Here is a 16827-nt window from a genome sequence, read left to right on the forward strand (position 1 = left end):
ATCAGCGCCGCCGCAGCCACAGCGCGCCGGCGGCCAGGCCGATGCCAAAGGCGCCGTACACCAGCAGCAGCGAGGGACGCGACAGGCGCATCTCGTAGCCGGGCTGCAAACGGTGCGGCGTCAGCTGGTAATCCGTGAAACAGGCCACGGCCGTGGCGCCGGCCGCCGCCGCCACGGTGGACGCCACGCGGCGCCGGTCGAGGATGTGGGCCGCATAGCGCTCGAACAGCACGCCCCAGAACATGGCGCTGCAATGGTGGATGACATAGCCGACCAGGGTGTGCCTGAGCGAGGCATCATCGCGGCGCGCCGCCTGGTCGCCCCACAGCCAGTGGCTGACGGCGTTGACGGCGGCGAATACGCTGCCCGTTTCGCGCCGGCCACACAGGGCCAGGGCGGCGGCGGACAGGAGGGAGGCGAGGCTGCCCGACAGGGCGCCATGACGCAGGGAAGGGGGCAGGGCGGGCATGGTTTTTCTCCAGTGGTGTGATCGCACAGTGAACTGAAACGCAAAAGACCTATCCAATCCCGTCAAGAGGAGACATGCATGCGCATACTGCTGACGGGGGCGAGCGGTTTCATTGGAACGCATGTTTCGACCGCGCTGCTGGCCGAAGGTTTCCAGCTCGCGTGCACGACGCACCGCGCGCCGCCGCATGCGCACGGCGGCAAGGAGCAGCGCGTGCGCCTGATCGAAGCCGATTTTGCGCGCGACACGGCCAAGGCCGCATGGCTGCCGCGCCTGGATGGCATCGACGTCGTCATCAACTGCGTCGGCATCATCGCCGAGCATGGCGCGCAGACGTTCGCGGCCCTGCACACGCAGGCGCCACGCGCCCTGTTCGCCGCCTGCGCCGAGAGCGAGGTGCAGCTGGTGATACAGCTGTCGGCCCTGGGCGCGGACGCAGGCGCCGTCTCGCCCTACCACCTGAGCAAGAAGGCGGCCGACGATTTTCTCGCCGGCTTGCCGCTGCGCGCCGTCATCGTGCAGCCTTCGCTCGTGTATGGCGACGATGGAGAAAGCGCGCGCCTGTTCCGCATGCTGGCCAGCCTGCCCGTGTATCCCCGCTTCGGCCGCGCGCCGCAGCTGGTGCAGCCGGTGCACGTGGACGACTTAAGCGACCTGATCGTCGCGCTGGTGCGCGGCGCGGGCGCGCTGGGCGGACAGAAAACGCGCCGCGTGCCCGTCGTGGGACCACAGGCGCTGCCGTTTGCGGCCTACCTGGCGGCCCTGCGCGCGGCCATGGGGCTGGGACGGCTGCGCGTCGCGCCGCTACCGCGGCTACTGCTGCCGCCCATGCTGCTGCTGGCCAGGCTGCTGGGCTTTGCCATGCCGGACCGCGCCACCCTGGGCATGCTTGATCGCGGCAATGCCGCCGATGCGGGGCTCACGCGGCGCCTGCTGGGGCGCGCGCCGCGGCCCGTGGCACAGTTCATCAGCGATGCGCGCGGCGCGGCCGTGCGCGCCCAGCTGGACTGGCTGCTGCCCGTGCTGCGCCTGTCGATGGCCATCGTCTGGATCGCCACGGCCATCGTCTCGGCCGGCGTCTATCCGCTCGAAGACAGTATCGGCCTGCTTGAGCGCAGCGGCGTGCCGCCAGCCTGGGCGCCGCCGCTGCTGGCCGGCGCCTGTCTGTTCGACCTGCTGCTGGGCATGGCCACACTGGCGCTGCGCCCGCCGTGGCGGCGCTGGCTATGGCCGCTGCAGGCCGCGCTCATCGTGTTCTACACCGTCTGGATCGCCGTGTTCCTGCCGGAATTCCTGTGGCATCCCTACGGGCCCCTGACGAAAAACCTGCCCATGCTGGCGGCCCTGTGGCTGCTGTACCAACTGGAGGAAAAGCCATGGAATACCTGATCGTCAAATGGCTGCACATCGTCTCGTCAACCCTGCTGTTCGGCACCGGCATCGGCTCGGCCTTCTACATGCTCTTCACGAGCCTGAGCCGCGACGTGCGCGCCATCGCCGTCGTCAGCCGCCACGTGGTGCGCGCCGACTGGCTGTTTACGGCCACCACGGTGGTGTTCCAGCCCCTGAGCGGCTTTTACCTGGCCCACCTGGCCGGATATCCCTTGAGCAGCCGCTGGATCGTCTGGTCCGTGGTGCTGTACCTGGTGGCCGGCGCCTGCTGGCTGCCCGTCGTGTGGCTGCAGATGCGCATGCGCGACATGGCGCAAACGAGCGCGCGCGATGGCGTCGCCTTGCCCGCGCTGTACTGGCGCTACCTGCGCATCTGGGTGGCGCTGGGCGTGCCCGCCTTCTTCGCTCTCATCATCGTGTTTTACCTGATGACGGCCAAGCCGGCGTGAGCGCGCCGGCGCCTTTCAGTGTTTGCGGCCCTGCTTCTTGCCGCCACGCTGCAGGATCAATCCGCCCGCGCGGCCCACGTTTCATGCAGGTGGCGCCACAGCAAAGCGCCATCGGGCGTTTTCTCATACACGACGGTGGACCAGCGTTCGGTGTTTTCCGCGCCCGGCAGCGACTGGAATTCGCGGTAGGACACGGTGGCGCCGGTGGCGCTTTCCTGGATCAGCTGCAAGTCCGTGATACGCATGGCGAGGCCCGGGCGGCTGCCGCCGGCGCCCTGGAAAAACCTGGTCAAGCCAAAGTGATCGAGCCGCATCCCGCCCGGCGCCACCATCGTAAAACCGGGCGAAAAACGCGCCAGCAATTGTGCGCAGTTTTCCGCTGCCGCCTCGCCAGACAGCCACTCGCGGATCAGCACATGCGTGGATAAAACGTCGTCAAAATAGGGATTCGTTGCAGTCATTTTTTTGCTACTCCATGGTGATGTAAAAGGTCGAGAACGGCGCGGTTGTCGATACGCAGACACAGTGCCAGGGGCAGTACGCACGACGCTGCGGCCAGCGCAAAGCACCAGTGGAAAACCTGCGCCGCACGCAGGTGCTGGGCGGGGTCGTCGAGCGACGCGATGCCCTGCGCCGCCAGCAAGCCATTGAGCAGTACGCTGAGCAGCGCGACACCGAGGCAAAAGCCCAGCTGGCGGTTGATATTCCACACGGCGCTGGCCTGGCTCAGCTGCGCGTCCGGCGTGCGCAAGAAGGCCGTGCTTTGCGCCGTGCTGCTGCACAAGCCGCCGCCAAAGCCCATCACGGCGTACGCGCCGGCCAGCCAGAACAGCTGATCGGCCGCCTCCACGCGCAGCAGCATCAGCATGCCCGCCGCCTGCAGCAGGGCGCCAGCGATGAACAGCGGTTGCGGCCCCACGCGGCGGTAGCTTTTGCCGGTCAGCGAAATGGCCGCAAACGAGGCCAGCGCCCACGGCAGCATCAGCGCGCCAGCCATCGATGCCGGCATGCCCAGCACGCCCTGCAGATACAGCATGGCCAGCAGGCTCACGCCCATGAAAACGCCCGGCACCAGCAGATACATCAGCATGGCGATGCGCAGCAGCGGCTCACTGGCCAGGCGCAGGTTCAGCAGCGGCGTCGATTTGCGCAGGGCGCCGCGCACATAGCCCCAGGCGCAGGCAACACCGAGCGCCAGCACGCCAGCGCCGGCCAGCAGCTCGTCCGGCGTGCCCAGCATGGTCAGGCCCAGCAACAGCAAAAGGATGGCTGTGCTGCCCGCCAGCAGACCGCCCGTATCGAGACGGGGTACTTGTGCGCGGGGCGGGTCGGGACGCAGCCAGCAGGCGGCCAGCAGCAGCGCCAGCGCGGCAAATGGCACGTTCAGGTAAAAAATCCAGCGCCACGACAGGCTGTCGACGATGACGCCACCCAGCGCGGGCGACAGGGCGGGCGCCAGCAAGCCCACCAGCATGATGACGGAGGACAGGCCGGGGCGCTCGGCAGGCTGATACAGCTGGTAGGTCATGCTTTGCCCCAGCGGAATGAGCAAGCCGCCGCCCAGGCCCTGCACGCAGCGCCAGGCGATCAGCGCCTCGATCGATGGCGCCAGGCCGGCGCCGATGCTGGCGCATAAAAAAGTTAGCAACGATGCCATGAACACGGTTTTGCTGCCATAATAGGCAGCCAGCCAGGCGCTGGCGGGGATGACGATGGTCAGGCCGAGGATGTAGGCGGTGCTGATCCAGGCCAGCTGCGCCACCGAGGCGTGCAGGGCATGGCCGATGTCGGGATAGGCGACGCTGGTGATGAACATGTTGATCAGGTCGACGAAAAACCCCAGCAGATAGATGGCCGCCACTTTTTTGCGATAGTCCATGGTGCTCCGAATGGCAAACGGCCAGCTTAAGCGTCCATCGCCATTTGCGTAACGGGCCAGCCCCGATTACACTGTCAAACAAATTTTGACAAACCTCTACAACCCGCATGCCTCCTCATTCTTATTTATGATCAGTCTTGACCGTTTGGGTATTTTCATCGCCATCGTCGACGCCGGTTCGCTGACGGCGGCCGCCGCCGTGCTGGGCCAGAGCAAGGCCGTCGTCAGTTTTAATTTGAAACAGCTGGAGGCGGAGCTGGGCGTGTCGCTGCTGACGCGCAGCACGCGCAGCCTGGCGCTGACCGACGTGGGGCGGCGCTTTTACGAGGATTGCCAGCGCGTGCTGAGCGAAGCGCAAGGCGCCATCGAAACGGCGCGCCAGGGCCACCAGGGCTTGCGCGGCACCTTGCGCCTGACCACCACCGTCGAATACGGCAGCCGCACGGTGATCCCCGCGCTGATCGCCTTTGCCGCCGCCCACCCGCAGCTGCAGATCCAGCATTCGTCGTCGTCCTCGCATGAAGACCTGATCTCGGGCCGCTACGACCTGGCCATCCGCATGGGTTCCCTCAACGATTCGAGCTACCGCGCCGCGCTGATCGAGCCGTACGCGATCTGGCCCGTCGCCTCGCCCGCCTACCTGGCCAGCCTGCCTGCCAAGGGCATCGCCACCTTGGACGAACTGCAGCGCGCGCGCTGGCTGGCGCACAGCCGCCTGGCCGCGCCGCTGCGCTGGGACGTGCAGACACCAGACGGTGCCGCCGCCTTCACGGCGCAGGACGACGCCGCCATCCATTCCGACTCCGCCTCGGCCCTGCTGGGCTTTGCCCTGGGCGGCTGCGGCGTGGCCCTGCTGCCGCAATGGCAGGTGGAGGCGGAAGTGCGCGCGGGACGCCTGCGCCGCCTGCTGCCCGACGTCGTCTTTCCGCAGCAGGGCGTGTATGCCGTGTATCCGAACACCCAGCATATCGCGGAAAAGGTACGCGCCTTTATCGACTTTTTGCGCGCCTTCGTGGGCACGCCAGACTGAGGTTTCACGTGGTCAATATTTGACAAAGACAACGGTTTCCGAGGGGCAAACGGGCGCCCCTTTCGTTTTGCACGGCCTACACTGGCAGGACGTTGTTCACCGATTGGAGACCATCATGGCACATACATTGGCAGCAGTTTTCGCCGTCCGCGACATGGCCGAGCGCGCCCGGCACGACCTGATCACGGCGGGCTTTTCCGGCGCCAGCATCCGCCTGCACGATGCGGGCAGTGACGACAGCGACAGCCTGCTCGACAGCGTCAAGCATTTCTTTACGGACCTGTTCGGCAACCACGCCGACCGCCACATCTATGCGGAAGCCGTGCGGCGCGGACATGTCGTGCTGACCCTGGAAGGCGCGAGCGACGCCGATATCCAGCGCGCCACCGACATCGTCGAACGCTACGCGCCGCTCGACATCGATGCGCACGCCGAGCACTGGCGCGCCGGCGGCTGGCAGGGCGCGCCGCAGGACGACAGCGCGCGGCGCCAGGGCGCCAGCATGCAGTCGGATGCGTCATCGCAGCAGGGCAGCATGAACGAGTCGCCAGGGTCGCAGCAATTTGCCAGCGACATGACGCCCCCGCCGCCGTCCAGCGTGGGCGCCAACGCGCGCCGCTATCCCGGCGCCGACAACCTGCCCGGTACCAGTTACGACGACGAGCAGTACTACCGCAGCCACTGGAGCGCCACCTATGTCGCCACCGGCGCGCGCTTCGAGGACTACGATCCCGCCTACCGCTATGGCCATTCAATGGCCAGCAGCGACAGCTACCGGGGCCGCCCGTGGGACGACGTGGAAGCGGATCTGCGTTCCACGTGGGAGCACACGTATCCGCAATCGGCGTGGGACAACTTCAAGGCGGCCGTCCGGCACGGCTGGGAACGCATCACGTCCTGATGCGCGCTGAGGGGAATAGCCCCTCAGCGCCCCTCGTGCGTGAGCTTGAGGAAGTGGTTCAGGATGTGAAAGTGGTCTTCGAAGAATTGCTCTTCCATGGCCGGCAGCGCCGCCACGGGCACCCACTGCGCCAGCGCCGCATCATCGGCCGCCGTCACTTCCGGCAACTGGCGCGTCTTCAAGTCAAAATAATGCGCATGCGTGATGGTGCGCCCGCGCTGGCTGCGGTCCGGGTGGTCGAACACGGCCACGCCGACCAGCGCCTCGACGAGGGTGGGCGCCAGCACGCCCAGCTGGGTTTCCTCCGCCAGCTCGCGCAAGGCGCCTTGCAGCAGGCGTTCGCGCGGCTCCAGGAAGCCGCCGGGCAAGGCCCACAAGCCCTTGCCCGGATAGCCGCCGCGGCGCACGAGCAGCACGTGGCCGCCCGTCTGCACCAGCGCGTCGACGGTGGTGAAGATGGGCGGATACGGCGCCGCGCGCCAGCGCGCTTTATAGGCTTCGATGGCGCGGTATTCCTGCACCAGCGGCGCATACCACGGCAGCAAGGTCCACGCTTTGACATACTGGCCGATGGCGGCCGGCAGCAGCTGCGCCACGGCGCTCAGCGACACGTCCACGTCTTGCGCCTCGAACAGCACGTTGCGAATCGCCGTCGCACCGATGGGCGCACCGGGATCGATCTCCAGATTGAGTAACTGCCAGTGCGGGAAATGGTGCAGGTAATAACTGGTGGCGTCCTTGAAGCAGGCCACCAGAGTCACACGCTGGGCCTTGGGCACGGCGCCCGTCACGGCGCGCCGCACGGCATCGGCCCACAGGCCATCGTCGTAGTAATCGCGCACGGCCACGTAATGCACGCGCGCGCGCTGCGCCTCGGGTAAGGTCGCGGCAATCATGGCGGCCCGTTCCTGCCACGTAAACGGGTTCTTCGGGCTGCGCGCATGGAAGGCCGAGCCGAGCACCACCACCACTTGCGCGGCCGTCGCCAGCGCCTTTTGCAGCAAGCCCGCATGGCCATTGTGAAAAGGCTGGAAGCGGCCGATCAGGATGGCCGCGTCGGCGGAATAGGCGGGATAGGCAAGGGTCATGCGTCGTCTCCGGTAGGGTAGTGGGCGGCGATCGGCAATTGGCGCCCGCTGCCAAAGGCGCGCGAACGCACGCGGATGATGGGCGCCGCCTGGCGCCGTTTGTATTCATTGCGGGCGACCATGCCGAGGATGCGCGTGACGAGAATCCGTCCCTCGTCCGTCTCGCGCAGCTGGTCGACCAGGGTCAGTGCTTGCGCGCTTTCTTGCGCCGGCAGGCGGCGTCCCTCGATATGCCATTTGAGAATCTCATCGAGCACGGGATAGGGCGGCAAGCTGTCCGTGTCGCGCTGGCCCGGCGCCAGTTCCGCCGACGGCGGTTTATCGAGCACGGCGACGGGAATCAGTTCGCGCCCGGCGCTGGCGTTGAGGTGACGCGACAGGGCGAAAACCTCCGTTTTATACAAGTCGCCGAGCAGGCCCAGGCCCCCGTTCGTGTCGCCATACAGGGTGCAGTAGCCCACCGAGATTTCGCTCTTGTTGCCGGTGGTGAGCAGCAGGGCGCCGAAGGCATTCGAGTACTCCATCAAGATCGTGCCACGCACGCGCGCCTGCAGGTTTTCCAGCGGCAGTCCCTGCAGCTTGCCGTCGAAGGCGGCCGCGTAGCCCGTTTCGTATTGCGCCACGATGTCGCGGATCGGATGCGTGTAAAGGGCGATGCCCAGGTTGGCGCACAGGGCGACGGAATCGGTGACGGAGCCGGCGCTGGAAAACACGGATGGCATGGTGATGCCCACGACGTTGTCGGCGCCCAGCGCTTCGACAGCCAGGGCCAGGGTCAGCGCCGAATCGATGCCGCCCGAGCAGCCGACGACGACTTTCGTAAAGCGGCAGCGGCGCGCGTAGTCGCGCAAACCGAGCACGATCTGGCGCCGCGCAAATTCCACGGCGGGGATGCCATCCGGGTCGGGTACGGGGAAAGGCTGACCATCGGGCCGCGCGAAACGGCCATCGGCAAAGCGCAGCAATGGAAAATCCTCGACAAAGCGGGCCGCCTCGAATTCCACGCCCTGGCTCGGTGACATGGCGAACGAGGCGCCGTCGAACACGAGCTGGTCCTGGCCGCCCACCTGGTTGACGAAGAGCAGGGGCAGATTCACGCGCGCGCAGGCGGCGCCAAACACCGCGTGGCGCTGCGCCCGTTTGCCGATGTCGGACGGGCTGGCGTTGATGCTGACGATCAGATCGGGCTGCGCCGCGTGCAGGGCATCAAACGGGTTGACGGCGTAGGCGCGGCCATCGTCGTTCCAGCCGTCTTCGCAAATCATGAAGCCGACCTTGCAGCCGGCGATAGCGAGGGTGCAGGCGCCGGGCGGGCCCGGCTCGAAATGCCGGCCCTCGTCAAAGATGCCGTAAGTGGGCAGCAGCTGCTTGTAGTATTCGGCGACGATCTGCCCGTCGCGCATCGCCAGCAAGGCGTTATACAGGGGCTTGCCAACGCCGGGGTTCGGCCGCGCCGTGCCGATGACGGTGACCAGCGCCGGCCAGCGCGTGGATGCTTCCAGCAGCTGATTCAGCGCCTGCTGCATGCCGCGCAGGAAGGCGGCGTCCTCGAACAGGTCGCCCGGGTAATACGCGCACAGCGACAATTCGGGGCACACGAGCAGATCCGCGCCATCCTCGCTGGCGCGCTGCATGCGCGCGGTGATGGCGGCACAATTGGCGTCGAAGTCGCCCACGGTCGGGTTGAGCTGGGCGAGGGCGATGGTCAGCATGGTGATCCTTCAGTCGGTTGCGCTTGAAACCACTATCCTGCCTGAAAAATTTCCTGAACGTACTGATGCAATCGTGCAAGCCCACAGGTCACTGTGCTACACGGTCTTGAGCCAGGCCCGCAAGCGCGTGCGCGCGTTCGCATACGGCGACGACGTGTTGAACTGGATCATGCGCCCCATCGTGTAATGCGTGTACCAGGGCTGGCCATACAATTGCGCGTCATCATGACTTTCGACCAGCGCCAGCAGCTGGTTTTTCGCCTGCTCCAGGCGCAGCAGCAACTCATCCATGCCCAGTTCAGCATAGTCGGCATAGAAGCGCTGCGCCAGTTTTCCCAGAGCGTTCCACGTGAAACCTTCGGCGGGAAAGGCGATGTCCTCGATGCGTTTGCCGTCGCGCAGCTGCGCGTGCCAGTGCAAGACCAGCTCGTTCCACCCCACCAGATAGGCGAGCAGATCGCACACGCTCATGCGCGTACCCGCCACCTGTCCTTCCAGCACAGGTTCGCGCGATAGCTCCGGCGGCACGCGCGCCAGCTCCTGTATCAACTTCGCATACGTGCTGTTGATGGCGTCGAGCAGTGCCTGCTTAGTGTCGGGGATCGCCATTACGCCGCCTGCACGACAGGCAAGCCGGCCGCCTGCCAGTCGTCGTAGCCGCTGCCGAGACGGCGCGCCTGCAAGCCGTGCTGGCGCAGGGCCGCCACGGCCTGCACGGACAGCACGCAATACGGGCCACGGCAGTAGGCGGCGATTTCTGCGTTCGCGGGCAATTCGCCGAGGCGACGCTGCAAGTCATCAAAAGGAATATTGATCGCACCGGGCAGGTGGCCAGCGGCAAATTCCTGCGCGGGACGCACGTCGAGCACGGTGATGCTGGCCTCGCGCATGCGCTCGTGCAACTCGTCGCCCGTGATCGCTTCCACGTGGTCGCCCCGGCCCAGCGCCTGCAACTCGCTGCGCTGGTGCTGCGCATACACGTCCAGTGCGGCCAGCAATTGCACGATGGGGCCGCTGCCCAGCCGGTACAGCACGCGCTTGCCGTCGCGCCGCGCCTGCACGAAACCGGCGCGCCGCAACTGCTGCAAATGCTGGGAGGTATTGGCCACGGACAGGCCCGTCAACTCCACCAGTTGCTCCACCGCATGTTCGCCATGCGCGATCTGCTCGAGCAGACGCAAACGGGGCGCGCTGCCTAAAATATGGGCAAACCCGGCGGAACCGGTCAGCAATTCGATATCAGCATTTTTCATTGACACGATGCTAGCACCCTTATAACATTCAAGCAATCAATTGAATGTTAGGAGCGGTAATGCAAATACTCTGGCTCGATGCACTGGCGATCGGCGTGGGCGCGACGGCGGTGATGGATGTGTGGGCGGTGGCCTTGAAACGCTTTTGGTGCATCCCCTCGCTGAACTTTGCGATGGTGGGGCGCTGGCTCGGCCATTTGCCGCGCGGCACCTTCAGCCATGTCAACATCGCCCAGGCGGCGCCCGTGCGCGACGAGGCCATCCTGGGCTGGACGGCTCATTACCTGATCGGCGTGCTGTTTGCGGCCGTGCTGCTGGCGCTGGTGGGACAGACGTGGGTGCAGCAGCCGACGTTCGCGCCGGCCCTGCTGGCGGGCCTGGTGAGCGTGGCCGCGCCATTTTGCATCTTGCAGCCGGGCATGGGCGCCGGCCTGGCCGCCAGCAAGACGCCGCACCCAAACGCCGCCCGCCTGCGCAGCCTGATGGCCCACACGGCGTTCGGCATCGGCCTGTACCTGGCGGCCCTGCTGTGGTCGACTATCCGCTGATCAGCTCGTCAGCGGCGGCCCCGGTGCCGGCGCCGGTGCAACGGCTGACATGGCCGGCGCCTCGGGCTGCGCCGGCACAGTGCTCAGCACCATCGTGCTGGGCTTGGCAATGGCGATGTGCGCATCGTCCAGACGCTTGAGCAGTTCGAACAGCAGCGCGCTGCGGATGCCCGACGTCAGGCGCGGCGACGAGGCAAAGCCGGTGGCGTTGAACAACAACAGGCCATTGTCGATGCCGTCGAGCTGCACATTCGGCGCCGGTGTGTCGAGCACGTCGGGATTGTCGACAAAGACGGACAGGATCAGCGCGCGCGCCACCTGCGCATCCGTGCCCAGCGGCAGCGGCAGCTTGACTTGCACCAGGCCCAGCGGATTGGCCAGGGTCACGTTGCGCACCGTCTTGGTGATGAATTCCGAGTTCGGCACGATCACCGTCGAACGGTCGCCCAGCTGAATTTCCGTGGCGCGCACATTGATGCGGCGAATGTCGCCTTCCACGCCGCCCAGGGACACCCAATCGCCCACTTTGACGGGACGCTCGGCCAGCAGGATCAGGCCGGAAACGAAGTTCTGCACCACCGCCTGCAAGCCAAAACCGATACCCACCGACAAGGCTGACGCCACCCATGCGATGCGTTCGAGGCCGATGCCGGCCGCCGACAGCGCCAGCGCCACGGCCAGTACGCCGCCGATGTAACCGAACAGGGTGATGAAGGACACTTGCATGCCCGTGTCGAGATTGGTGGTCGGCAAATAACTGTTTTGCAGCCAGCGCTTGAACAAGCCCAGCGCGACAAAGCCGACGAGCAGCACCAGCAGGGCCTGGATCATGGCGGCCGGGCGGATCGCCACCTCGCCGATGGCCAGGCCATCCTGCAGCTTGCCGACGCGCTGGAACAGCTCGCCCGGACCTTCACCGAATGGCGCCAAGAGCAACATCAGGGCCAGCAGCACGACGATGGCGCGGCCGATACCCGACAACAGCACGGCCGCCTGGTCGCGCGCCTTGGGCGTGGCCAGCACGGGATGGGCCGCGTCCGGCGGCGGCGGCGTGGAGGCCAGCAGCATGCAGATATCGTCGACCAGCACCGTCAGCAGATAGGTGCTGCACAGCACGACGATGACCCAGGCGATTTGCTTGGCAACAAAGCTGCCAAAGGCCACATAGCCGATCAGCAAGCTGATGACGCTCGACGCCAGCGCCAGCCACAGCAGCACCGTGACGCAGCGCAGCCACAACGGCGTGATCAGATTGGCGGGATCGGCCTCGCGCAACTGGCGCCAGCAGCGCTCGGCGCGCATCAAGCCGTAGGCGATGGTCGTGCTCATCACGAGGGCGACGATGCAGTTGACGGCCACGGCCGTCGACAGGCCCGCATTGATGACGATGGTGACTCTTTCGGTCGCCCACACGAGCACGACGATGAAGGAAAACATCGATGGAAAATTGCGCATGCGGTGCGCCAGCGCATCGGGCAGGGGCAGCAAACGCCACGACACGCGGCGCGGCGACAGCAGCGCGTGGCCGAGCCCTGCCGTGAAACCGGCAAAACAGATGATGCCGATCAAGCTGCTGAGGAAAGTCGAGGTCTTTTCGGACAGGCCGCCCTCCCAGCGCAGTCCCATGGCCAGCAATTCGGCCACCAGGCCCGGCGTGGCCAGCGCCAGCACCAGCACGGCCAGCGCATGCAGGGAGCGGCGCAAGCGGCCGTGCGGCACGCGCGTGGACGTCACCACCAGCAAATAGCGCGAAATCCAGACGCTGGCGCCGATCACGGCCACGATGGCGGCCAGCAAGCCGCCCCAGGCCGACCACGGCGTGGCGCTTGCCGCGTTCGCCAATTCCAGCTCCAGCGCCCGCAGGCGCTGCAGGTTCTGCGGCAATTCCGCATGCAACTGTTTCCAGAACGAGCCGGCGAGTATCGAGGCCGTGCGTTCGCCCAGGCGCGCCTGCAACTGCGCGCGGCGCACCGTCGACACCTGCTCCGACGCCTGCGTCGCTTCCACGGCCAGCAAACGCGCCAGTTTGACCTGCGCATCGAGGGCGCTGCTGGTGCGGTCCAGCTGGCTGCGCTGCGCCGCCACATCAGGAGCATCTTTCGTGCCTGCCGCCGGCTTGCCCAACTCGGCCAGCCGCGCCTGCACGCTGGTGAGCGTGGGTGCGAGCGCATCGGCCACCTTGTCCGCCTCGGCGCTGGCCGCCAGCGCATCGGCGCGCATCTGCGACAGGGTCGCGTCATCGAGCTCCGCCTCGCCGTCGAGCGCCTTCTGGATGCCGGTGATCTGCTTGCGCAAGCCATCGAGGCGCTGGTCGGCCGTGGCGGCGTCATCGACGGGTTGCGACCAGGCGGGCGGGGGAGCCAGCGAGCAGGCCAGCAACAACGCCAGCAGGAAGGGAAAGAAACGGAGACGGAAAGAAGTCATGCGGACCTATGGCTGAAAATGAGAAAAACGGCCGGATTGGCGGCGGCGCCGGTCAAGGCGTGCCGCCCGGCAGGTGCCTGCCAATATAGCTGAAAACACCGCCAAGCCGCAGGATAAGCGGAACCGGCGTGTGCCCCGGAGGGAAACTAGGCATATTACCCTATGGAAATATGATTCAAAAAGGTCTAGGATCGTCGTCCGCTTGGCGGCGCGGCAGCCATCTGCACGCCGCCGACCTTTTCACCATTCCCTCCGTATTGAGACCGCCATGAAGTTTTTATCCAACCTGACCATCGGCACACGCCTCGCAGTGGGCTTTGGCGCCATCGGCGCCATGCTGATCATCATCTCCTGCCTGGGCATTGCCATGCTGGGCAAGATCAACCAGGGCACCGGCCATATCGTGCATGACAGCATGCCGAAGATCGAGCTCGCCAACAGCGTCTCGGCCAACATCAACGACATCGCCATTGCCCTGCGCAACATGATGCTCAGCGCCGATCCGGCCGACCAGCGCAAGCAAACGGACGCCATCCTGGCCGCGCGCCAGGCGGCGGCCGGCAATCTCGGCAAGCTCGCGAGCATGCTCGATTCCGACCGTGAACGCGCGTTGCTGGCGAAGATGAACGACGCCAACACACGCTACGCGCAAGGGCAGGAAGCCTTGCTTGAACTGATCAGGAGCGGCACGCCGGACGACAGCAGCGCCTACCTGTACGGCCAGCTGCGTCCCGTCTTGCTGGTCTACAAGCAATTGATCGCTGAACAGATCAGCTTGCAAAACACCCTGGCCACCACGGCGGGCGACAATGCCAATGCCACGTATGCCAACACGCGCACCTTGCTGATCGGCATGTCGCTGGCTGCCTTGGCCATCGCGGCGGCCTTGGCGTATGGCATCACACGCTCGATCACCGGTCCCGTCGCGACGGCGCTGCAGGTGGCCAACACGGTGGCCGCAGGCGATTTGCGCAGCCAGATCACCGTACAGTCGCGCGATGAAATGGGGCAACTGTTGCAGGCGCTCAAGCGCATGAACGACAGCCTGGCGCACACGGTGGGCACGGTGCGCGCCGGCACGGAAACGATCGCCTCGGCCTCGTCCGAAGTGGCGGCGGGCAGCCTGGACCTGTCTGCGCGCACGGAGCAGCAAGCCAGCTCGCTGGAAGAGACGGCGTCATCCATGGAAGAGCTGACCTCGACCGTCAAGCAGAATGCCGACAATGCACGCCAGGCGCATGTGCTGGCCGACACGGCCTCCGGCGTGGCGCAGCGCGGCGGCGCCGTCATCGCCCAAGTGGTGGCGACCATGCGGCAAATCGACGCCTCGTCGAGCAAGATCGCCGACATCATCGGCGTCATCGACGGCATCGCCTTCCAGACCAACATTCTGGCCTTGAACGCGGCCGTGGAAGCGGCGCGCGCAGGCGAACAGGGACGCGGCTTTGCCGTCGTGGCCACGGAAGTGCGCAGCCTGGCGCATCGCTCGGCAGCGGCCGCCAAGGAAATCAAGACCCTGATCGACGACTCGACCCGGAGCGTGGCGGCCGGCAGCGAGCTCGTGCATCAAGCCGGCGACACCATGACCGACCTGGTCGACAGCGTGCGCCGCGTGACCGACATCATGGAAGACATCACCTCGGCCAGCGCGGAACAGACGGCCGGCATCGAGCAAATCAACCAGGCCATCAGCGAGATGGACAACGTCACCCAGCAAAATGCGGCCCTGGTGGAAGAATCGGCCGCCGCGGCCGCTGCCATGCAGGAGCAGGCGGCGACCCTGGCGCAGGTGGTGAGCGTATTTAAACTGGGCGGCGTGGCTGCGACGACCGTGCCAACATCTGCCGCGCGGCCAGCGACCGGCACGGCAATGCGCGTGGCCGTGACAGCGGCGCCGCAACGCGCCAGCGCACCGGCGCAGTGGGAGGAATTTTAAAATAGCGCGCCGGCGTGTACCATGAACATAAGATTGAATTTAGTCGTATTAAATTCAATTTTATGTTTACCTTAAAGCTCAACTGCTAGCTCAACTGTTGCGTACATATGCTTGCAATTAAGGACTACAATATAAAAAATATGTTCACTTCCATGTTCACTTCCTGATTATGACAAAACGTGCCCGCCCGGAAGATGCCATGCCGACGCTCGTCAACGAGCGGCTCAGGATATGGGGCCAGTGCGTGCGCAAGCAGCGGGTGCAGCAAAACATCACGGCACGCGACCTGTGCGCCCGCCTCGACATTTCGCACCCCACCCTGCAACGCATGGAACGGGGCGAGGCATCCGTCAACGTGGGTCTGTTCCTGGCCGCCTTCCACGTGCTCGGCATCCTTGCCATCACGGCGCCGGAACCGGACGCGGCGCTGTGGCAAATGGACAGCGCCAACATCCGCAGCCGCCCCGCCGTAAACGAGCACGACGATGGCTACTTCTAGCCGTCCCCTGTTTGTCTATCTGCAGCGGCCCGACAACGGCGAATGGGTGGTGGCTGGTCGCTATGTGCTCGATGCGCGTACCGGCATCGGCAGCTTTCGGTACGCGCCCAGCTATGCCGATGCAGGCTTGTCCTGGGCCATCGATCCCGTCAATCTGCCCTTCATTCCCGGCATGGAACACCTGGCGCGCCGCTATGGCGGCCTGCATGACGTGCTGCGCGACGCCAGTCCGGATTCCTGGGGACAGATGCTGATACGCCGCGAACACCAGCTGGGCGAAAAAGCCACGGCGATCCAGTTCTTGCGCCTGTCGGGCAATGGTGACCGCTGGGGTGCGCTGGCCGTGGGCGACACGCCCAAACCGAACATAGCGCAACTGGCCAGTCCCAGGCTGCATCGCCTGGACGCGCTGGTGCAAGAACTGTTGGCCATCGCGGAAAGCCGGCCAACACTCAATGCGCCCCTGCGCAAACGCCTGTTCGCCACCCCCAGCATGGGCGGCGCGCGCCCCAAGGCCACGGTGCAGGACGGCGAAGACTATTGGCTAGTGAAGCCGGGCCTGATGACCGATACGGTCGACCTGGCACTGCTGGAACACGCGACGATGCAATGGGGCAGGGCGGCCGGCCTGCGTTTCGCCGACACGCGCCACCATGCATTGACGGCCGAGCGCAGCGTGGTGCGCATCCTGCGCTACGACCGGCGCGGCGCGCGGCGCGTCATGACCGTCAGTGCCGCTTCGCTGCTGCAAGTGCAATATCCACCGGTGGAAGTGGCTGACAGCGATGGCGCCAGCTACCCCCGCCTGGCCGAAGAACTGCGGCGCATCGGCGCACCGGCAGAAGACGGCATCGAACTGTTTGGCCGCATGGTCTTCAACGGCGTCGTCGGCAACAACGACGACCATCCGCGCAACCACGCCGTGCTGTTCCATCTGGACGAGCAACGCTGGCGCCTCTCGCCCGCCTTCGATGTCGTACCGGATACGCAAGACGAGCCGCAATCACTGGTCATGCAAGTGAGCGCCGGCCGCCGCGACATCACGCGCGACGCCATGCTGCGCGATGTGACCCGTTTTGGCTTCACCACACGCGGGCAGGCGGAGGAGTATATCGATGCCCTGCTGGTGCGCATCGCGAACGCTTTTGCGCAGGTGGCGCCGCTGCTGAACGCGGCCTTGCGGGCACGGATGGCGGAGCGCTTGCGGACAATGCTGCTGCGCCTGGCTTAGGCGCAGGTGTAACGTC

General features: G+C 65.9%; 16 protein-coding genes. 8 read left to right on the forward strand and 8 right to left on the reverse strand.

The features are described from left to right. Position 1: 1 nt before the first annotated feature. Positions 2–469 (reverse strand): hypothetical protein, encoded by a 468-nt coding sequence (locus HWE17_RS03450; protein ID WP_176387824.1) that lies wholly within the window; start codon positions 467–469, stop codon positions 2–4. 78 nt (positions 470–547) lie between these two features. Here HWE17_RS03450 and HWE17_RS03455 point away from each other — a divergent pair, with 78 nt between their 5' ends. After that, positions 548–1858 (forward strand): SDR family oxidoreductase, encoded by a 1311-nt coding sequence (locus tag HWE17_RS03455; RefSeq protein WP_176387825.1) that lies wholly within the window; start codon positions 548–550, stop codon positions 1856–1858. Then, positions 1846–2310, forward strand: coding sequence for a DUF2269 domain-containing protein (locus HWE17_RS03460; RefSeq protein WP_176387826.1), 465 nt, complete (start codon positions 1846–1848; stop codon positions 2308–2310). The genes HWE17_RS03455 and HWE17_RS03460 overlap by 13 nt, the downstream gene beginning before the upstream one ends. A 56-nt stretch (positions 2311–2366) precedes the next feature. Here HWE17_RS03460 and HWE17_RS03465 read toward each other — a convergent pair whose 3' ends face one another. Continuing rightward, positions 2367–2771, reverse strand: a complete 405-nt coding sequence (locus tag HWE17_RS03465) for a DUF4440 domain-containing protein (RefSeq protein WP_176387827.1) — start codon at positions 2769–2771, stop codon at positions 2367–2369. Then, on the reverse strand, positions 2768–4189 hold the full coding sequence (locus tag HWE17_RS03470; protein ID WP_176387828.1) for an MFS transporter: 1422 nt from the start codon (positions 4187–4189) through the stop codon (positions 2768–2770). The genes HWE17_RS03465 and HWE17_RS03470 overlap by 4 nt, the downstream gene beginning before the upstream one ends. 127 nt (positions 4190–4316) lie before the next feature. On the opposite strand from HWE17_RS03470, the gene HWE17_RS03475 reads away from it, so the two are divergent. Both HWE17_RS03475 and HWE17_RS03480 read left to right on the forward strand, forming a co-directional pair. Further along, positions 4317–5219, forward strand: coding sequence for a LysR family transcriptional regulator (locus HWE17_RS03475; protein ID WP_176387829.1), 903 nt, complete (start codon positions 4317–4319; stop codon positions 5217–5219). A gap of 115 nt (positions 5220–5334) precedes the next feature. Further along, positions 5335–6120, forward strand: a complete 786-nt coding sequence (locus HWE17_RS03480; protein WP_176387830.1) for a hypothetical protein — start codon at positions 5335–5337, stop codon at positions 6118–6120. A gap of 23 nt (positions 6121–6143) precedes the next feature. Here HWE17_RS03480 and HWE17_RS03485 read toward each other — a convergent pair whose 3' ends face one another. The 4 genes from HWE17_RS03485 to HWE17_RS03500 form a co-directional block, all read right to left on the reverse strand. Then, entirely contained in the window at positions 6144–7208 is a 1065-nt protein-coding gene (locus tag HWE17_RS03485) for a bifunctional nicotinamide-nucleotide adenylyltransferase/Nudix hydroxylase (protein WP_176387831.1), read from the reverse strand. Next, positions 7205–8920: an NAD+ synthase gene (locus tag HWE17_RS03490; protein ID WP_176387832.1), complete on the reverse strand. Its 1716-nt coding sequence runs from the start codon at positions 8918–8920 to the stop codon at positions 7205–7207. The genes HWE17_RS03485 and HWE17_RS03490 overlap by 4 nt, the downstream gene beginning before the upstream one ends. A gap of 96 nt (positions 8921–9016) precedes the next feature. Further along, a complete protein-coding gene (locus tag HWE17_RS03495) occupies positions 9017–9529 on the reverse strand; it encodes a ClbS/DfsB family four-helix bundle protein (protein WP_176387833.1) in 513 nt (170 codons plus the stop codon). After that, positions 9529–10173 carry a metalloregulator ArsR/SmtB family transcription factor gene (locus HWE17_RS03500; RefSeq protein ID WP_176387834.1) on the reverse strand — a complete coding sequence of 215 codons (645 nt, stop codon included), beginning with the start codon at positions 10171–10173 and terminating at the stop codon, positions 9529–9531. The genes HWE17_RS03495 and HWE17_RS03500 overlap by 1 nt, the downstream gene beginning before the upstream one ends. A 59-nt stretch (positions 10174–10232) precedes the next feature. Between HWE17_RS03500 and HWE17_RS03505 the strand changes: the two genes are divergently transcribed. Next, positions 10233–10721: a DUF2938 domain-containing protein gene (locus tag HWE17_RS03505; RefSeq protein ID WP_176387835.1), complete on the forward strand. Its 489-nt coding sequence runs from the start codon at positions 10233–10235 to the stop codon at positions 10719–10721. Here the strand turns inward: HWE17_RS03505 and HWE17_RS03510 are convergent, their stop codons facing one another. Beyond that, the gene (locus HWE17_RS03510) at positions 10722–13145 is read right to left on the reverse strand and encodes a DUF3772 domain-containing protein (RefSeq protein WP_176387836.1); all 2424 of its coding nucleotides are present in this window, start codon (positions 13143–13145) and stop codon (positions 10722–10724) included. It abuts the gene before it with no gap. A gap of 268 nt (positions 13146–13413) precedes the next feature. Here HWE17_RS03510 and HWE17_RS03515 point away from each other — a divergent pair, with 268 nt between their 5' ends. From HWE17_RS03515 to HWE17_RS03525, 3 genes are all read left to right on the forward strand, one after another. After that, a complete protein-coding gene (locus tag HWE17_RS03515; RefSeq protein ID WP_176387837.1) occupies positions 13414–15081 on the forward strand; it encodes a methyl-accepting chemotaxis protein in 1668 nt (555 codons plus the stop codon). A 199-nt stretch (positions 15082–15280) separates the two neighbouring features. Continuing rightward, complete coding sequence (locus HWE17_RS03520; RefSeq protein WP_035823375.1) at positions 15281–15580, forward strand: helix-turn-helix transcriptional regulator; 300 nt, start codon at positions 15281–15283, stop codon at positions 15578–15580. Further along, entirely contained in the window at positions 15567–16811 is a 1245-nt protein-coding gene (locus tag HWE17_RS03525) for a type II toxin-antitoxin system HipA family toxin (protein WP_176387838.1), read from the forward strand. Before HWE17_RS03520 ends, HWE17_RS03525 begins: the two co-directional genes overlap by 14 nt. Positions 16812–16827: the final 16 nt, after the last annotated feature.

The organism is Janthinobacterium sp. BJB401 (genome assembly GCF_013372745.1).
GTDB lineage: Bacteria > Pseudomonadota > Gammaproteobacteria > Burkholderiales > Burkholderiaceae_D > Janthinobacterium > Janthinobacterium rivuli.